Annotated in this window: 11 protein-coding genes and 1 pseudogene; 3 read left to right on the top strand and 9 right to left on the bottom strand. The window is 74.9% G+C overall.

From position 1 onward, the window contains the following. Positions 1-44 precede the first annotated feature (44 nt). Genes OG247_RS15455 through OG247_RS15445 form a run of 3 tightly spaced genes read left to right on the top strand, consistent with a single transcriptional unit; the run spans position 45 to position 2,348 of the window. The gene (locus OG247_RS15455) at positions 45-1,031 is read left to right on the top strand and encodes a methyltransferase domain-containing protein (RefSeq protein ID WP_327252794.1); all 987 of its coding nucleotides are present in this window, start codon (positions 45-47) and stop codon (positions 1,029-1,031) included. A 43-nt stretch (positions 1,032-1,074) separates the two neighbouring features. Then, the gene (locus OG247_RS15450) at positions 1,075-1,464 is read left to right on the top strand and encodes a PadR family transcriptional regulator (protein WP_327252793.1); all 390 of its coding nucleotides are present in this window, start codon (positions 1,075-1,077) and stop codon (positions 1,462-1,464) included. Further along, positions 1,461-2,348, top strand: a complete 888-nt coding sequence (locus tag OG247_RS15445) for a hypothetical protein (protein ID WP_327252792.1) — start codon at positions 1,461-1,463, stop codon at positions 2,346-2,348. The genes OG247_RS15450 and OG247_RS15445 overlap by 4 nt, the downstream gene beginning before the upstream one ends. A gap of 91 nt (positions 2,349-2,439) precedes the next feature. Here OG247_RS15445 and OG247_RS15440 read toward each other — a convergent pair whose 3' ends face one another. From OG247_RS15440 to OG247_RS15400, 9 genes and pseudogenes are all read right to left on the bottom strand, one after another. Next, positions 2,440-3,528 carry an FHA domain-containing protein gene (locus OG247_RS15440; RefSeq protein ID WP_327252791.1) on the bottom strand — a complete coding sequence of 363 codons (1,089 nt, stop codon included), beginning with the start codon at positions 3,526-3,528 and terminating at the stop codon, positions 2,440-2,442. Between the two features lie 115 nt (positions 3,529-3,643). Beyond that, positions 3,644-4,969, bottom strand: coding sequence for a vWA domain-containing protein (locus OG247_RS15435; RefSeq protein WP_327252790.1), 1,326 nt, complete (start codon positions 4,967-4,969; stop codon positions 3,644-3,646). 122 nt (positions 4,970-5,091) lie between these two features. Continuing rightward, positions 5,092-5,970: pseudogene (locus OG247_RS44810) on the bottom strand (PP2C family protein-serine/threonine phosphatase); the annotation flags it as partial. Positions 5,971-7,116: 1,146 nt separating this feature from the next. After that, positions 7,117-9,870: a serine/threonine-protein kinase gene (locus OG247_RS15425; RefSeq protein WP_327257487.1), complete on the bottom strand. Its 2,754-nt coding sequence runs from the start codon at positions 9,868-9,870 to the stop codon at positions 7,117-7,119. 5 nt (positions 9,871-9,875) lie between these two features. Then, positions 9,876-11,237 (bottom strand): hypothetical protein, encoded by a 1,362-nt coding sequence (locus OG247_RS15420; RefSeq protein ID WP_327257486.1) that lies wholly within the window; start codon positions 11,235-11,237, stop codon positions 9,876-9,878. A gap of 86 nt (positions 11,238-11,323) precedes the next feature. Continuing rightward, positions 11,324-12,259: a glutamate ABC transporter substrate-binding protein gene (locus OG247_RS15415; RefSeq protein WP_327257485.1), complete on the bottom strand. Its 936-nt coding sequence runs from the start codon at positions 12,257-12,259 to the stop codon at positions 11,324-11,326. A 173-nt stretch (positions 12,260-12,432) separates the two neighbouring features. Beyond that, positions 12,433-13,836, bottom strand: a complete 1,404-nt coding sequence (locus tag OG247_RS15410; RefSeq protein ID WP_442813290.1) for a hypothetical protein — start codon at positions 13,834-13,836, stop codon at positions 12,433-12,435. 155 nt (positions 13,837-13,991) lie between these two features. Further along, the gene (locus OG247_RS15405) at positions 13,992-15,017 is read right to left on the bottom strand and encodes an N-acetylglucosamine kinase (protein WP_327252789.1); all 1,026 of its coding nucleotides are present in this window, start codon (positions 15,015-15,017) and stop codon (positions 13,992-13,994) included. Continuing rightward, complete coding sequence (locus OG247_RS15400) at positions 15,008-16,273, bottom strand: 6-phospho-beta-glucosidase (protein ID WP_327252788.1); 1,266 nt, start codon at positions 16,271-16,273, stop codon at positions 15,008-15,010. The genes OG247_RS15405 and OG247_RS15400 overlap by 10 nt, the downstream gene beginning before the upstream one ends. Positions 16,274-16,275: the final 2 nt, after the last annotated feature.

Genomic DNA, 16,275 nt, shown 5'->3' with positions numbered 1-16,275 from the left:
GCAGCGCGGTCGCACCCGGGCGGTGTCCGCAGGACAGTGGAGACATGGGCGCACACGCCGAGGTACGCGACGTGCGGGAGACCGCGCACGCCGCCCAGGTACGGGAGCTGACCGCCGCCGGGGCGCTGGAGGATCCGCGCTGGCGGGCGGCCTTCGCCGCGGTGCCCCGGCACGTGTTCGTGCCGTATTACTACACCGGCCGCGGCGCCGGACACGAGCGGCTCTGGGCCGAGGACCCCGACCCCGAACAGCGGGCGCGCTGGCTGCGCGGGGTCTACACCGACGCCCCGCTCGCCACCCGGCTGCGCGACGGCGAGCTGGTCTCCTCCAGCAGCCAGCCCTCGCTGATGGCGAAGATGCTGGAGGCCCTGGACGTGCGCGACGGGGACAACGTGCTGGAGATCGGCGCGGGCACCGGCTACAACGCGGCCCTGCTGTGCCACCGGCTCGGCGACGGACTGGTCACCACCGTCGACCTGGACGAGGAGATCACCGAGTCGGCGCGCGTGCACCTGGACCGGCTCGGCTACCACCCGGCCGTGGTCACGGGCGACGGGGCGCGCGGCTGCCCCGCCCGGGCCCCCTTCGACCGGATCCTGGTGACCTGCACGATCCCGCTGATCCCGCCCGCCTGGCTGGGTCAGTGCCGGCCGGGGGCCCGGATCCTGGCCCCGCTGTCGACCGGGCTGATCGCCCTCACGGTGCGGGACGCCGGGTTCGCCGAGGGACGCTTCCTGCACACCTCGGCCTACTTCGTGCCGCTGCGCGGGGCCACGGCCGCGCCGCCGGGCACGTACGGGACGCGGCAGGGGATCCCGTACGAGCTGGTGGAGAACGAGCGCTTCCAGTTCATGCTCGTGCTCACCTCGGGCGCGCTGCACCCGAGGGAGGCGCTGGACCTGTGGCGGCGCGAGGACCGGCCCGCGCGCGAGCGCTTCGGGGTGACGGTCGGCGAGGCGGGGCAGTGGTCCTGGCTCGACGATCCCCAGGGCCCCTACGTATGGCCCCTGGGGGAGCCCGCGACCTCATAGGTCGGCTATCGACATATGTCGGCTGCCGAGCTATGGTCGGGGTGTGAATGATCAAGCTCTCCGCGAGCCGACCCTGCTGATCCTCACGGCGATCGCCGATGCCCCACGGCACGGTTACGCGATCGCCCAGGAGGTCGAGAAGATTTCGGAAGGCCGCACCAAAATGCGCACCGGAACGCTCTACGGAGCCCTGGAGCGGCTCCTGGAACAAGAACTCATCGCCGTCCACGAGGAAGAGGTGGTCGACGGACGCAGGCGGCGCAGCTACGCGCTCGCCCCCCGCGGGCGGGAGACCCTGGCCGCCGAGGCGGCCCGGCTCGCACGCACCGCCCAGGAGGCGACCCGGCGGCTGGGACTCGGCGGGGCCGGGGCCTCCTTCGGAGCCTCCTTCCGCGTCTCCGTCGGCGTCGGCGGCGCGGTGGTGGGCTCGTGACCACACTGCTGAGGCTGTATCCCGCCGCCTACCGGCGGGAGTTCGGCGACGAGATCGCCTACGCGTACCGCGAGGCCACGCGAGGGGCGGGGGCGCCCGCCCGAGTACGAGAAGGCGCCGACGTGGCCGGACACGCCCTGCGCATGCGGCTCGGCCTGGGTTCCACGGGACGGCCCGGCCGGCTCCTGGCCGCGCTGGCGCCGTTCGCCCTGGTCGTCATCGGGGCGAGCGCGGCGGGCTGGATGGGACTGCTGCGCTACGCCATGTTCGCCGGTGGACCGGTCGGCGCGGGTTTCCCGGCGCTGCTGGCGGGCTACCTCGTCATGCTGTTCGGCGTGTCCCTCGCACTGGCCGGCCGCTGGTCGGTGGGCAGTTGGGCCGTGCTGGCGGGAGCGGCCCTGGAGATCGCCGCCTCCGTGGTCCGGATGGGCGTCGGCGGCATCGGGATGCAGGCGCTCTTCAGCACCCCGATGCTCATCCTGGGCCCGGTCCTGGCCCTGGCCCTGGTGGCGGTGGCGTGCCCGCCGGACCTGCGGCCGGCTCCGCGGATCCGCACCCGGGCCGGGGCGGCCGCCGTGCTGGCGTGGACGCTGGTCCTGGCGGGTGCGGTGCTGACGGTCCCGCTGGTGTACCCGTTCACCCAGCTGCGCTTCGTCGTACCGGTGGCAGCCGGACTGCTGCTGGCCGGACGCCCGGCGTTCGCCCGGCTGCGCACCGCGCCGGCCGTCCTGCTCGCGGGACTGCCGTTCGTGTACTTCGGCGCCATGCCCGGGTCACTGCTCCCGCTCGCGCTCGCCGTTCTGCTGGTCCTGCTGCTGGTCACCGCCGCGGTGGTGAGCGTACGGCGCCGGCGGGGCGCGCGTGACCCGCTGGTCGGCGGCTAGGCGGGCCAGGCGGGCCAGGCCGGCCGACGGCACTCGAACACGGCGAAGGCCCCCGGTGTCACCGGGGGCCTTCGCCGTGTTTCGGGAAACCTCAGCCGCGCCGGACGGTGATCGTGGTCCAGGCACCGACGTGGACGCGGTCCCCGTCGGCGAGCGGGACCGGCACGTAGGGCTGGATCGAGTCCTCGCCGCCGTTGATCGTGGTGCCGTTGGTGGAGTTCTGGTCCACCACGGCCCAGCTGCCGTCGGGCTGCTGGACGAGCACCGCGTGCTGGTGGGAGACGCCCGGGTCCTCCGGGGGCACCGACAGGTCGATGTCCGGGGACTCTCCCGTCGAGGCGCGGCGGCGGCCGATGGTGATCTGGCCGCCGGCGAGCGGGAGGTGCTGCTCGGGCGAGTACGCGGGCAGGTCGAGCCCGGCCGCCTCGGGGCCGCTGCGGTGCATCATCGCCATGAAGTACGTGCGGTCCGGACCGATGGTCGCGGTCCAGGACCCGCCGCCCTGGGGCTGGTAGGGCTGCTGGTACGACTGCTGGGGCTGGGGCGCCTGTTGCTGCTGCTGGTGGTGCGGCGGCGGCTGGGGCGGCTGGTACTGCCCGGTCCGGGAGGGCTGCTGCTGGTACGGCGGCGGAGCCTGCTGTGCATGCGGCTGCTGTGCCTGCTGGTGCTGTGGCGGCTGCTGGTGCGGCTGCTGCTGGTGCTGCTGCGGGGGCGGCGGAGGCTGCTGCTGGTACGGGGGCTGCTGGAAGTCCTGGCGCGCCGGAGGCGGCAGCATCCAGTCGTCCTCGCGCTGCTGCAGCGGCTCGGCCGGGCGGTTGACCCGCGAGGGCCGCGAACCCTGGTAGTCGAAGTGGTCCTGGGAGTACGCCGGCGGTGCCGGGGCCGGGGGCGCGCCGCGGGACGGCGGCGGCGGGGGCAGGTCCGGGGAGAGCGGCGTGTACGAGGTCGCCGTACGGGTCAGGAAGTTGTACCGGCACTCCTCGCAGAACGGGGCCATGGCCTCGCGCGGGGTCCGGCACTGCGGGCAGAGTTCGGCCTGTGCGGTCGGCTCGCCGGTGGGAGGGTAGCCGTAGCCGTAGGAGGGCGCCCCGGGGGTGCCCGTAGGGGCGGCCATGCGGTGGCCGCAGACCTCGCACCAGTCGTCGGAGGCGGACTGGTGCCCGTTCGGGCAGGTCGGCATCGCGGCGCTTCCTCCTTCTTCCTGCGTCAACGAGGCAGGTTCTTCTTCTGCTGCTGCTTCTTCTGTGCGTCCGATCGGCGACTGGTCAGGTCTGATCGGGGCGTCAAGCTCTACGTCAAGATTTTCGCACTCGAACGGTTTGAGTGGAACGCGTTTCTAGTGTCATCTCGTCCGCGTCGGCGACCTTTGCCTTCAGTCGCACAGTACCCGCCGCCGCATCGACGACATCCACCACCTTCGAGAGCAGCTTGGCGGTGTCGGCGTTGCCCGAGGAACTCGCCAGCTGGACGGCCCGGCCGAGCTTGGCCGTGGCCCCGTCGACATCCCCCAGTTTGCGGGCCTCCAGGCCCTGCTGGATCGCCTGCGCGAGCTCCGCCTGCCCGGTGTAGTGGGCCACCTGCGGGTTGATGGCGGTGGACGCGGCGAGATCGTCCGTCCAGACGGCGCGGACCAGGCCCTGGGCGAGGACGGCCGGGTCCTCACCAGGGGCCCCCGGCATGAGCAGGGCGGCGCGGGCGGCGAGCATCTCCTGGCCGACGGAGGCGCCCGGGACCCGTACGCACACGTGGTACTCACGGGACTCGTCGCCCCAGGACCCCGTCGGATAGTCCCCGGCGCGCGGGGAGGCCTCCGTGCGGCGGCCGGTCAGGTCCTGCACGGCGGGAGCGACCTGCTTGACGTACAGGACCTCCGCGCCCACCGGGGTCCACAGGCGCAGTGAGACGTCCGCCACTTCCTTGCCCATGACCTTCTCCATCATGTGCGTGAAGTCCTCGGTCAGCCGGGCCGGATCGGCCACGATGTCGGCCGTGCCGAGCAGCGCGCTCGCGATGCCGGTGACCTCCTTGACCTCCCAGTCGGTTCCCACGCCGCGGGCGTCACAGGTGAAACGGCCCGCGCAGGCGTCGAGCGTGGCGCGGAGCACGGCCGGGTCCTCGTGCTCGTTTCGGCCGTCGGTGAGCAGGATCCCGTGCCGGATCGCCGCGGTGGACCCGCGCAGCAGGCCGTCCGCGAGGCGCAGCCACGTACCGATGGCGGTGCCTCCGCCGGAGGAGAGGCCGCGCAGGGCCTCCTTGGCCTGGGCGCGGGTGGTCGCGTCGGCGATGGCGAGCCGGCCCTGGCGGGGGTAGACCTCCCTGGCCACGTGGGTACCGTCGATCACGGCGAAGGCGGTGCCGTCGCGGAGGGTGTCGACGGCGGCGGCCGTCGCCTCGCGGGCGCCGCGCATCTTGTCGGGCGGGTACTCCATGGAGCCGGAACAGTCGACCATGATCACCACGGCGGCGCCGCCGGGGGCGACGGTCGTCCGGGTGGCCGTGGCACCGCCGGTGGAGGTGACCGTGACGATGGCGTGGACGTCACGGGCGCCCTCGGAGAGGAACTCGTTCTGGTACACCTCCACGCTGAACCGCGGGGCGCTCGGCTTGGCGAAGTTCGCCATCGGTCGGTACTCCTCGGGTACGGGGATCAGGCCTGGGCCTGCGGGGCGGCGGGGCCGGGACCCGCGGTGCTCGTGTCGCTCGTGGTGCCTGCGGTGCTTGTGGGCGGGGTCTGCGGGTCCGGCGGGGTCGCCGTGAAGGGGACGACGGCCACGGTGACGTTGTCGTGCCCGCCGCCGTCGAGGGCGTGCCCCACCAGGACCTGCGCACTGTGCAGGGGCCGGACCGCGGCGTCGTACGGGAGGACCTGGGCCAGGTCGCGCGCGGACTCGGCGTAGTTCCACAGTCCGTCGGTGCAGACCACGACCACGCCGTCATGGTCGGGCTTGAAGGTGGCGGTGTGCGGTTCCAGGTCGTACGCGTCGGCCCCGAGCCAGCCGGTGATGGCGTGCGCGCGGACGTCGGCATAGGCCTCGGCCTCGCCCATCAGGCCCGCCGCGACCATCTGGGCGGCCCAGGAATCGTCCTCGGTGAGGCGGCGGGGCAGGGCGGCGCGGTCGTCGGGGACCCAGTAGGCGCGGCTGTCGCCGACCCAGCCGATGGTCAGCAGGCCGCGGCTGACCACGGCGCCGACCAGGGTGCAGGCGGGGGCGTTCTGGGCGCCGGGCACCTCGGGGGCGAGGGCGTTCACCGCTGCGGCGGCGGCCAGGATCGCCTCGTGCATGGCCTCCTGGGGGTGGGCGCCGCGGGGGAGGGCGTCGAGCAGCGCCTCGTTGGCGGCTGCGGCGGCGGCCGCGGAGGCCTCGTCGGGGCGGCTGGCGGAGGAGACGCCGTCGCAGACGATGGCCACGGTGGCGGCGGAGCCGTCGGGCAGCGCGGTGGCCGCGACGGCGAAGGAGTCCTCGTTTCGGTGGTGGCGCAGCCCGCGGTCGCTGACGGCGGCGACGCTCCCGAGCTCCTCTTCGAGGTGGTCCCGCTCCCGGGGCTGCGCGTGGCCGCAGTGCTCGCAGTACCCGTCGGTGTCCACCCGTCCGGCGCGGCAGGCCACACAGGTCTTCCCACCGGGCTCCCCCTGCGGGGTGTGGCCACCGTGGGGGGCTTCGCCTTCGCCTTCGGGTCCGTGTCCCGGGCGCTGGCCCTGGCCCGCGGGGCCGCCGGCGTACGGGGCTTCGCCACCGGGGTACTGGCCTTGCGGGGCGGGACTGCCGTACGGGGCTTCGCCCTCGGGGGTGTCCCCCTGAGCGGCGGAGTTGCCGTAGGGGGTTCCCCCCTCGGGGTGCCGCCCTTGCGGGGCGGGGGCGCCGTACGGGGCTTCGTGCCCCGGGCCGGGGCCCTGGGGGCCGCCGTGGGCAGGGCCGTGCGCGCCGGTCGGGGCGCCGTACGGGGCTTCGCCGCCGGGGTGCTGACCCTGCTGGGCGGGGTGGTCGTAGGGGGAGGCGTGCTCTCCCGGTCCCGGGGTGCCGTAGCCGTCGTGGCCGTCGTGGCCGGATCCGCCCGCGGAGCCCGTGCCCTGTGCGCTCGCGCCGTAGGGGGTGGTGTCCGCGGGGTGCCCGCCCTGAGGGGGCGCGGTGTACGGGCTCGGGCTTGCGGGGGCCGGAGGCGTGCCGTGGGGGGCGGGGTCGGGCCAGCCGGTGGGGCCCGACACCAGGGTGGGCGCGGCGGTGGAGACGCTGCCCCAGCCGGGCGCGGCCTCGCCGGCGTACCCGGGGGCCGCCGGTTCGGCGCGGCCGGCGGAGTGCCGGGGCGCGAGGGCTTCGTCGGACGAAGGGCGCCCGCGGGTGGCCGGGATCCCGCCCGCGGGGGTGGCCCGGCCGGTGCTGCCCGAGGGAGCGGCCGCAGTGGCCGCCGGCGGGGTGATCGGCGCCGCCGGGATCACGGGCGCGGCCGGATCCGCCGCTGCCGGGGCTTGCGGGCCCACGGCCGCCGAGCCCGCCGGGGCGACCGGGGTCACGGGCGCCGCGCCCGCCCTGCCGAACGGCTGGACCGGACCAGCCGCGGGCGGGCTGCCGGGCGCGGCCGGATCCGCCGCGAACCGGGCGGGGGAGGGCGGACCCGCCGGGGGCAGGGGCGCCGTCGCCCGTTCCGGGGCTCGGGGCTCCGTGGGGGCGGCGGCGGTGAGGGCGTAGCCGCAGAGGCCGCAGAAACGATCACCCTCCTCCAGCGGTTCCGCGCAGCTGGGGCAGCCCGACAGCCGATGCATCGACATCAATCACACCCACGTCCGGGGACGGAAACGGTTTGCCCGCTCCACCAGTTCGATCCTCTCCTCGCCCCGCTGCGCCAGCCGTGCCAGCACGCGGAACGAGCGCTCCAGGCCGAAGCGCAGCCCCCGCTCGTCCAGTTGGCAGCCGAGCAGCGAGGTACCGCCGGGGTCGGAACCCCGGCTGCCCGACAGTACCCAGTCCAGAGCCGAGCCCAGAACTTCCGCCCTGAGCCGCTCGTGGCGCACCGAGTCCAGGCCGAACCTCCCCAGCGCCTCCACCTGGGCCGCGGCCGCCGTCAGATCGGGCAGCAGCGCCTCCTGGGGAGACCGGTCGCGCAGGCGTGCCCGTACGGCCGCCACCCGCGCGGCGGTGTGGTGGATGGACGCCTCCGGCACGGATTCCAGCGTGCGCACGGCTCCGGCCCGGTCCCCGGCGGCCAGCTGCACCCGGGCCAGCCCGAACGCCGCCCCGACGAACCCCGGGTCCGTGGCCCACACCAGGCGGTAGTAATCGGCGGCGTTGTCCAACTGCCCCAGCACCTCCGCGCACAGCCCCAGCGCCAGCTTCGGCGCCGGCTCGCCGGGGAAGGCGTCGTAGACGGCGTCGAAGGACAGGGCCGCCGTCTCGTCCTCCCCGACGGCCAGCGAGGCGATGCCCCGGGCCCACACCACGCGCCAGTCGTCGGGGTGCCGCGCCTCCAGCCGGGTCAGCGCGTCGGCGACCAGCGGCGCGTCGGCGCCGCCCAGTTCGAGCCGGGCCCGCAGCTCCCGCAGCCGCAGCTCCGCGGATTCGGCGGGCGCCGAGCCCAGCGCGGTCAGCAGGTCGGCCGGCGCCGAGGCCAGCAGGCCCGCCAGGAAACCGGCGTTGGGGTCCCCGGCGTCGACCAGCGGTACGGGCAGGGCCAGCGCGGCCTCGCGGGTGTCCAGGGTGGACAGCTCCGGCCGCCGCGAGGCGGTGATCCCGACGGGTGGCAGCGGCGCGGCCGCCGGAGCCCGGCGCGGGGCCGGCACGCCGGGACCGGCGGCCCGGTGCGTCGCCGTGGTGACCAGCCCGGTCGCGCCGTACCCCGTGATCGGTGCGGCCGACGGAGCCGGCGGGGCCGCGCCGCCGGGCGCGGCCTCCACCGCGGGAGCGGGACCCGGGACCGGGACGGCGGCGGGGACCCGGGCCGGAGCGGTACCCCGGCCCGCCCGCCACCGCTTCACGGGCCGCTCGCCCAGCCGGGAGACCTGCGCGCCCGCCTCGTCGGTGAACAGCCGGTCGTCCGGAACCCGCAGCTCGGGTCCGAAGAGCGTCGAGACCTGCGGCCTCGGGCGGCCCGTCTGGAGCGCCACGACCTCGCGCAGCACCCCCGTCAGCTGGTCCGCCATCTCCTGCGCGGACGCGAACCGCCGTCCCGGATCCGGGTCGGTGGCCCGTACCAGCAGCCGGTAGAAGGACTCGTACCGCCCGAACACCTCGATGTGCTGCGGGTCCGGCAGGGAGTCCACGAACACGTTCGTGTAGCCCTGGAAGTCGAAGGTCAGCACGGCCAGCGTGCGCGCCACGGTGTACAGGTCGGAGGCGACCGAGGGGCCGAGCTCCGCGACCTCGGGCGCCTGGTAGCCGACGGTGCCGTAGATGGCCGACTCCTCGTCGTCCATCCGCCGGACCGCGCCCATGTCGATCAGCTTCAGCTGGTCGGCCTGCTGGATGGCGTTGTCGACCTTGAAGTCGCAGTACAGGAGGTTCCTCGTGTGCAGGTGGCCGAGCGCCTCCAGCGCCTCGATGCCGTACGCGCACGCCTGCTCCACGGGCAGCGGGTCGCGGCGGCCGTCCGGCCGGCGCCGCTCGTTGGCGATCTCCTTGAGCGATTTGCCGCCCACGTACTCCATGACGATGTACCCGTCCAGCGAACCGGTCCGCTGGTCCAGGTGCTCCACGAAGTTGTAGATCCGCACGATGTTCGAGTGCTCGATCTCCGCGAGGAAGCGCCGCTCCGAGATCGCGGCCGCCATCGCGTCCTGGTCCCCGGTGTCCAGCAGGCCCTTGAGCACCACCCAGCGGTCCGACACGGCCCGGTCCACCGCGAGGTAGACCCAGCCCAGCCCGCCGTGCGCGAGGCAGCCCGCGACCTCGTACTGGCCGTGGACGAGGTCGCCCGCGCACAGCTTGGGCACGAAGGAGTAAGGGTGCCCGCACTTGGTACAGAAACCTTCCGTCCGCCCCGGCCGCTCCCCGCGGGCCCGCCCCACGGGCGCCCCGCAGTCCGAGCGCGAGCAGAACCGCTTGCGCTCCGGGACCTCGGGATTCTCCAGCACCGCCGCCGAGGGATCCGGACGGGGCACCTCCGGTACGTTGACCAGCCCGGCTCCCAGCCGGCTGCGGCCCGACACCGAGGCGGCCGACCCCGAACTGCGCACCGACACCGACCGGGTGGACGCGGCCCCGGACAGGGACCGCGAGAGCCGGCCCGACACGGAGCGCCGGGAAGAGGAGGAGCGCGACGAACGCGCCGAGCGGGAGGCCCGCGAGGAGGAGGACGAGGAGGAAGACCGCTCCGACCCCTGTGACCCCTGCGAGCCCTGGGATCCGTGCGACCCCTGTGAGTCCCCGTGGCGGGCCGCGCTCGTCATCGCCGTCGGTACGGACACCAGCTCCTCGGCGCCCGCCGCGACGGCCCCGGCCGGAGCCAGCCCGCAGGTGCCGCAGTAGACCTCGCCGCCGCCCATGTCCTCGTAGGTCCCCGGGCAGCCGGGGCGCATGCACGCCGTTCCGATCAGACTCACGCGTCCCCCTCCCTCGGCCCGTCGGGCCACTCACGCACCGGTTGGCGCCCCTGCTGGTCCTGCCGGTCCTGCTGGTCCTGTCGGTCCTGTCGGTCCTGTCGGTCCTGTCGGTCCTGCTGGTTGTGCTGGTCCTGCCGCTGCGCGGGCAGCGCCTCGGCCGTCGCCCACTGGTAGCGCAGCACCGCCTGCTCGGCGGCCCGCAGATCACAGGGCGCGCTCCACAGCATCCGCCGGGCGGTGTCGTACCGCTCCATCAGCAGCGGATCCTCCGCCATGCCCAGCCGGGCCACCTTCGCCTTGTAGGCGTCGAGCCGTCCCCGCAGCTCCGCCCGCACCGCCAGCGGCGCCGTCACCGCGGTCAACGATTCGCGGGCCCGCCGCAGTTCCTCCCCGGCACGCTCCTCCAGGGACTCCAGCAGCGGGGACAGCCGGTGCCACTGGGCCCGGCGCCGGTACTCGGCCGCCGCCGAGAGCTGTTCCTGCAACACCGTCGGCGGACCGCTCACCGCGGGCACCTCGGACGCCGCGATCTTCGCCAGCACCTCGCCGCGGGCCAACCGTGCCTCCGCCAGGGTCCGGTCCGCCCGCGAGAGCACGTCCCGCAGGCCGATCAGCCGCTGCTCGGCGTCCTGCCGGACGGCCAGCACGGCCTCGACCTCCCGGCGCACGTCCTCCAGGGCGCGCGCGGCCCGGTCGTACCGCCCGGTGTCCGGACGGCCGCCGCCCGGCGCGGAGCTCCCGGCCACCGCGAACCAGAACGCCAGCGGGTCCTCGATCACCCGGGCCCGCAGGTCCGCCAGCTCGGCCGTGATGGCCTCCAGGTCGTCCCCCGAGGGGTGTTCTCCCGGCCGGACCCCCACCGAGTGGGCGAGGGCGCGGGTGCGGTGCAGTTCGGCGGAGAGGAGGTCGATCCGGGCCGGCAGCGCCGACCAGACGGAGTCCGCGGCGACCACCACGTCCAGGGAGCTCGCGTACAGCTCGTTCATGCGGGACACCAGCTCGGCGAGGGAGAACCGCTCCGCGAGCGGGACACCCTCGACCGCGGCGCCGGAGATCATCACCCCCGGCCCGCGCAGCCGGTCCGTCAGCTCGACCAGGTCCTCACGGCTCGGCCAGCGGCGCCGCTCACGGATCTCCCGGGCGGCGCCGAGCGCCCCGCTGTACGCGTCGAAGTACCGCCACAGCCGGGTGATGGCCGCATCGGCCTCCGCCCACCGCTCCTTGGTGACCCCGGTCAGCCCGGCGCCCTCCAGGAGCCGCCGGCCGGAGTGGTCCTGGAGGGCGAGCAGGGAGGTCTCGACGGCCTCGTGCTCCGCGCCCAGACGGGCCAGCGCGCGGTCCACGCCGTCCCGGTCCATCACCGCCGGCTGCGCCCCCAAAGGATGTGCCTCCACCGATCCCGCCTCCGGTCTCGTGACATCGGGCTCAGAATCCGCCACCGGCCTCAGTCCCGGTACTTGGGAACGGGCGGGCCGCCCACGCCGGGCAGCACGGGCTCCAGATGCGCCTTGTAGGCCGTCATCCAGGAGCTGTTGGAACCGCCCGCGCGGTAATCCTCCAGCACCTTGTTGACCCGGCGCACCAGGTCGCCGGCGTCCTTGTTCATGGCCACCCCGTAGAACTCCTTGGTGAACGGGGAGCCGACCAGGCTGACCGAGGGGTCCTGCGCGGCCTGGCCCGCGGCGAGGGCGTTGTCGGTGATGATGCCGTCCACCTCGCCCAACTGCAGCCGGACCAGGCAGTCGAGCTGGTTGGGCACGCTGACCGGGACGGCGCCGTAGGACCGGGCCGCCAGCGCCGCCTCCGCCGTGGAGCCGGCCGCCGTGCAGATGCGGCGGCCCTTCAGCGAGGCGTCGTAGCCGGTGATCGCCGAGCCCTTGGGGGCCAGCACCTGCTGCCCGGCCTCGAAGTACGCCGTCGAGAAGGCGACTTCCTCCAGCCGCTTGCAGTTGACGGTCATCGTGCGCACGACGATGTCGACGGTGCCGTCCTTGAGCGCGGGGATGCGCTGACTGGTGGGGATGGCCCGGTAGATGACCTTGCCGTCCTCGCCGAAGATGTCCTTCGCTATCGCCTTGACCAGAGCGATGTCGAAGCCGTCGAGCTCCCCGGCCGGGTTGCGGTAGCCCCATTTGAAGCTGTTCTGGTCCACGCCCGCGACGAGGTGGCCCGCGGCGCGGATCCGCTGGATGGCGGAGCCGTCCAGCCCGTTGGGGCGCAGGCTCGCCTCGGGGTTCTCACAGGTGTCCCCGGGGGCCTGCGGAGCGACCGCCATCCTGGCCGGCTCGCGCACCAGCGAGGAGGCTCCCGGGCCGCCCGGAGCCGCCTGGGCCAGTGGCAGCAGCACGGCCGCCGCCGTCAGCACGCAGGCCACGGCCATCGCCCCGACCCCGCCCCAGCCGCGCAGCCGGCCCGTCAGCCGCCGCAGGCCGCGTACCTCCGTGCCGTCGGCGGTGCTCTCCGCGGCGCCCTCGGCGGCCACCGCATGGGCCACGGCGCCCCCGGCCCCCTCGGAGCCCTCGCCCGTGCGCTTCACCCGTCCCGGCATCGCTCTCACCTGTACTCCGAAAGCCTGCGCCCGATGCCGAGCAGGGCGGCCACCGCGCCGACGACCGCCAGGGCCGCCGTGCCTGTCACCAAACCGTCGAGCGCGCCGACACCGTCCCGCGCCGCCCGGGTGAACTCACGCTGCTCGTGGCCCACGGCCGCTTCCAGCGAGGCGTCCACCGTGTCGAAGGCGGACCCCGTGGGCTCCTTGTGGTCCTTGTCCCCGATGACCTGCCCGACGGCGCCCTGGTAGTCGCCCTTCAGGTCGGTCTGCCGGGCCGCCGCGTGCAGTTCCTTCCACCGCTTCACGCCCTCCACGGCGCGGGACACGGGGGCGCGGCCGGCCGCGTCGTCGGCCAGTTTCGCCGCCGTCGCCAGGCCCGCGTCCAGATCCTTCATGTCGTTCGAGAAGTCCACGTCGTACTTGTCGGACTTCTTGTCCTCGGCCAGTACGGCGCCGCGCGAGACCAGGGTCAGGTTCTCGTTGGCCCGCGCCTGCAGCGAGGCGATCCGCGCGTCGTTGAGCACCTTGAGGGACTCCTGCCCGTCCGTGCGGGCCTCGCTCAGCCCCGACCGGGCGACCGTGTGCCCCGCGGCCAGCCACAGCAGCAGCACCAGCGAGGCGGTGGTCGCGGCGACGAGCCCGTGGTTGAAGACGCGGTTCGTACGCCGGTAGTTGCGCCGCTGGGCCCAGACCAGGGCGGCGAGCGCGAGCAGACCTGCCCCGAGCGAGGTCAGGGGCAGCGCGCGGGCCTCGTCGTAGTCCGTGTAGAGCCGGCCGGTCTCCGCCTCGTAGAGCCGCTGCGCGGCGGGCAGCAGCTGGGTGCTCATCTGCTCGTTCGCGTACCGGAGGTAGGCGCCGCCCAGCGGCAGGCCCTGCTTGTTGGTGGCCCTGGCCTGCTCGATCAGGCCGGTGTAGCGGGGGAGCTGCTCGCTCAGCAGGGTGATCTGCTCGCGGGAGTCCTCGCCGGCCGTGGTGCTGGCCGCCGCGTTCACCAGCAGCCGGGACGCGTTGGCGATGTCCTTCTCGTACCGGCTGCGGACCTCGCGGGGCTCTTCGCCGCCCGCGAGGAAGCCGCTGGAGGAGGCGGTGTCGGCGTCCGCGAGGGAGCGGTAGATGCTCGCCGCGTCGGCGCTCAGCGGCTGGCTGCGGCCCACGACGTCATCGGCCGCGGTGACCCGGCCGGAGATCTCCCAGACGGACACCGCGCCGAACAGCAGGACCAGCGCGGCCAGGGCGGCGCCGACGATCCGCAGCCGGCCGGGCTCGGTGGTGGCGGCGGCGCGCAGCCGCTCCACGCCCTCCGCCCAGGCGGTGCCCCGCCGGGGCAGCCCGTCGGGCGGCGGCGCCGGCGGCCCGGAGGGCGCCTGGACGCCGCCGGGCGCGGGCGCGCGTGATGTGATGGCCACCCTGACCTCCCCCTCGGTCCTTCGTGCTTCGCAGCAGTATGGCCTTAGTGGCGGTCGTCCACAGCACCCGGTCCGGGATCGGGCACGATCCGCCCCGATCCGTCCCCGGTCCTACTACGCCCCGCGAGCCGGGATGGTTCCGGCGCGGGCGCGGTTCATCCGAAATGGGCACGCAGCTTTCCGTAGGCCTCGGGCCCCGCCCCCAGTGCGTCCAGACCCAGCAGGCCGGCGCCCAGCACCGGCGGGGCCGTCACCACCGAGACCCGGGCGTGCGGGGCCCGTTCGGCGAGCAGGGCCTCCACCCGGCCGTTCAACCGCGGGTGCCGGGCGGCCAGGACGCTGCCGCCCAGCAGGACGGGCGCCTCCTCGGCCAGCAGCCCGAGGCGCTCCAGCGCCACCGAGGCCAGGGCCGCGACCTCCCCGGCCTGCCGCTCGACGAGGGCCGCTGCGACCGGATCACCGGCCGCGGCCACCGCGAACAGCACCGGCACCAACTCGTGCATCCGTACGGGCTCGACGGAGCCCAGGTGCACCGCTTCGATCAGCGCGTACATGGAGTCCAGGCCGAAGTGCCCCGGCAGGGCCGCCGCGAGCTCGGTGGGACCACCACGCCCGTCCTCGGCGCGGGCCGCCCACCACATGGCCTCGGCGGCCAGTCCGCCGCCACCGCCCCAGTCGCCGGAGATCTGCCCGAGCGCCGGGAACCGGGCCGTGCGCCCGTCGGGCAGCATGCCCACACAGTTGATGCCCGCCCCGCACACCACCGCGACCCCGCGCGGCCCCCCGGCGCCCTCGCCGAGTCCGGCCCGCAGGATCGCGAAGGTGTCGTTGCGGACCTCGGTGGCGGTGCCCCAGCCGCGCTCGCCGATGGCCTGCGCGAGCCGGACCTCCTCCACCGGGAGGTCCGCGTTGGCCAGACAGGCCGAGACCTGGACGGCCAGCGGACCGGCGTGCGGGCCCGTGGCCGCGGGGCCCGTCAGCCCGGCGGCCTCGGCAGCCTCGGCGACGGCCAGCCCCAGGACGTCCACCGCCGCCTCGACCCCGATGTGCGGGGGCTGGAAGCCGCCCGCGCGCCCGGTGCCGAGGACACGGCCGTCCGCGGCGATCAGCGCCACGTCCGTCTTGCTGTTGCCCGCGTCGACGGCGAGGACGGCTGCCTTCGGGGGCCGGCTCACGCCCATGCCAGGTGCTCCTTGTTGTGCGCCAGGAGCCGGTCCGTCAGCCCTTCGGCGAGGTCGAACTGGCCCACCAGGGGGTGCGCCAGCAGCGCCTTGAAGACGCGCTCGCGGCCGCCGCGCAGCGCCGCGTCCAGCGCGAGGTCCTCGTACGCCGTGACGTGGGCGATGAGCCCCGCGTACAGCGGGTCCAGCCGGGGCACGGCCAGCGGCGAGGTCCCGGAGCGGTCCACCCGCGCCTGCACCTCGACGACGGCGTCGTCCGGGAGGAACGGCAGGGTGCCGTTGTTCAGCGTGTTGACCACCTGCACGGCGCTCCCGCCGTCGCCCAGCAGGGCCGCGGCCAGGTCCACGGCGGCCTCCGAGTAGAAGGCGCCGCCGCGCTTGGCGAGCAGTTCCGGCTTCTCGTCCAGCGCGGGATCCCCGTACAGGCCGAGCAGTTCCTTCTCCATCGCGGCGACCTCGGCGGCCCGCGAGGGCTTGGTGCCGAGCTCCCGGACCACCTCGTCGTGCGCGTAGAAGTAGCGCAGGTAGTACGAGGGGACCACGCCGAGCCGGTCCAGCACGCTGCGGGGCAGGCGCAGGTCCGCGGCGACGGCGTCGCCGTGCCGGGCGATGAGCTGAGGCAGCAGGTTCTCGCCCTCCGGGCCGCCCTTGCGCACCCCCAGCTCCCAGGTGAGGTGGTTGAGGCCGACGTGGTCGAGGTGGATGTCGGCCGGGGTCAGGTCCAGCATCGCGGCGAACCTGCGCTGGAAGCCGATGGCCACGTTGCACAGCCCGACCGCCTTGTGCCCGGCCCGGAGCAGGGCCCGGGTGACGATCCCGACCGGATTGGTGAAGTCGATGATCCACGCGTCCGGGTTGGAGCGCCGGACCCGCTCGGCGATGTCGAGGACCACCGGGACCGTGCGCAGCGCCTTGGCGAGGCCGCCGGCTCCGGTGGTCTCCTGGCCCACGCAGCCGCACTCCAGCGGCCAGGTCTCGTCCTGGAGCCGGGCCGCCTGCCCGCCGATGCGCAGTTGCAGCAGGACCGCGTCCGCGTCGGCGACGCCCGCGTCGAGGTCGGAGGTGGTGGTGATCAGGCCCGGGTGCCCCTGCTTGGCGAAGATCCGCCGGGCCAGGCCGCCGATCAGTTCCAGCCGGTCGGCGGCCGGGTCGATCAGCACCAGCTCGCTGATGGGCAGGGTGTCGCGCAGCCGGGCGAACCCGTCGATCAGCTCGGGGGTATAGGTGGAACCGCCGCCCACCACTGCGAGTTTCATGA

This window comes from Streptomyces sp. NBC_01244, from assembly GCF_035987325.1.
Lineage (GTDB): Bacteria > Actinomycetota > Actinomycetes > Streptomycetales > Streptomycetaceae > Streptomyces.
This window is presented reverse-complemented; position numbering and strand designations above follow the sequence as displayed.

Coding starts and splice junctions, on each gene's coding strand:
- OG247_RS15455 (WP_327252794.1), top strand. CDS start 45: ATGGGCGCACACGCCGAGGTACGCGACGTGCGGGAGACCGCGCACGCC.
- OG247_RS15440 (WP_327252791.1), bottom strand. CDS start 3,528: ATGCCGACCTGCCCGAACGGGCACCAGTCCGCCTCCGACGACTGGTGC.
- OG247_RS15435 (WP_327252790.1), bottom strand. CDS start 4,969: ATGGCGAACTTCGCCAAGCCGAGCGCCCCGCGGTTCAGCGTGGAGGTG.
- OG247_RS15420 (WP_327257486.1), bottom strand. CDS start 11,237: ATGGACCGGGACGGCGTGGACCGCGCGCTGGCCCGTCTGGGCGCGGAG.
- OG247_RS15415 (WP_327257485.1), bottom strand. CDS start 12,259: ATGGCCGTGGCCTGCGTGCTGACGGCGGCGGCCGTGCTGCTGCCACTG.
- OG247_RS15405 (WP_327252789.1), bottom strand. CDS start 15,017: ATGGGCGTGAGCCGGCCCCCGAAGGCAGCCGTCCTCGCCGTCGACGCG.
- OG247_RS15400 (WP_327252788.1), bottom strand. CDS start 16,273: ATGAAACTCGCAGTGGTGGGCGGCGGTTCCACCTATACCCCCGAGCTG.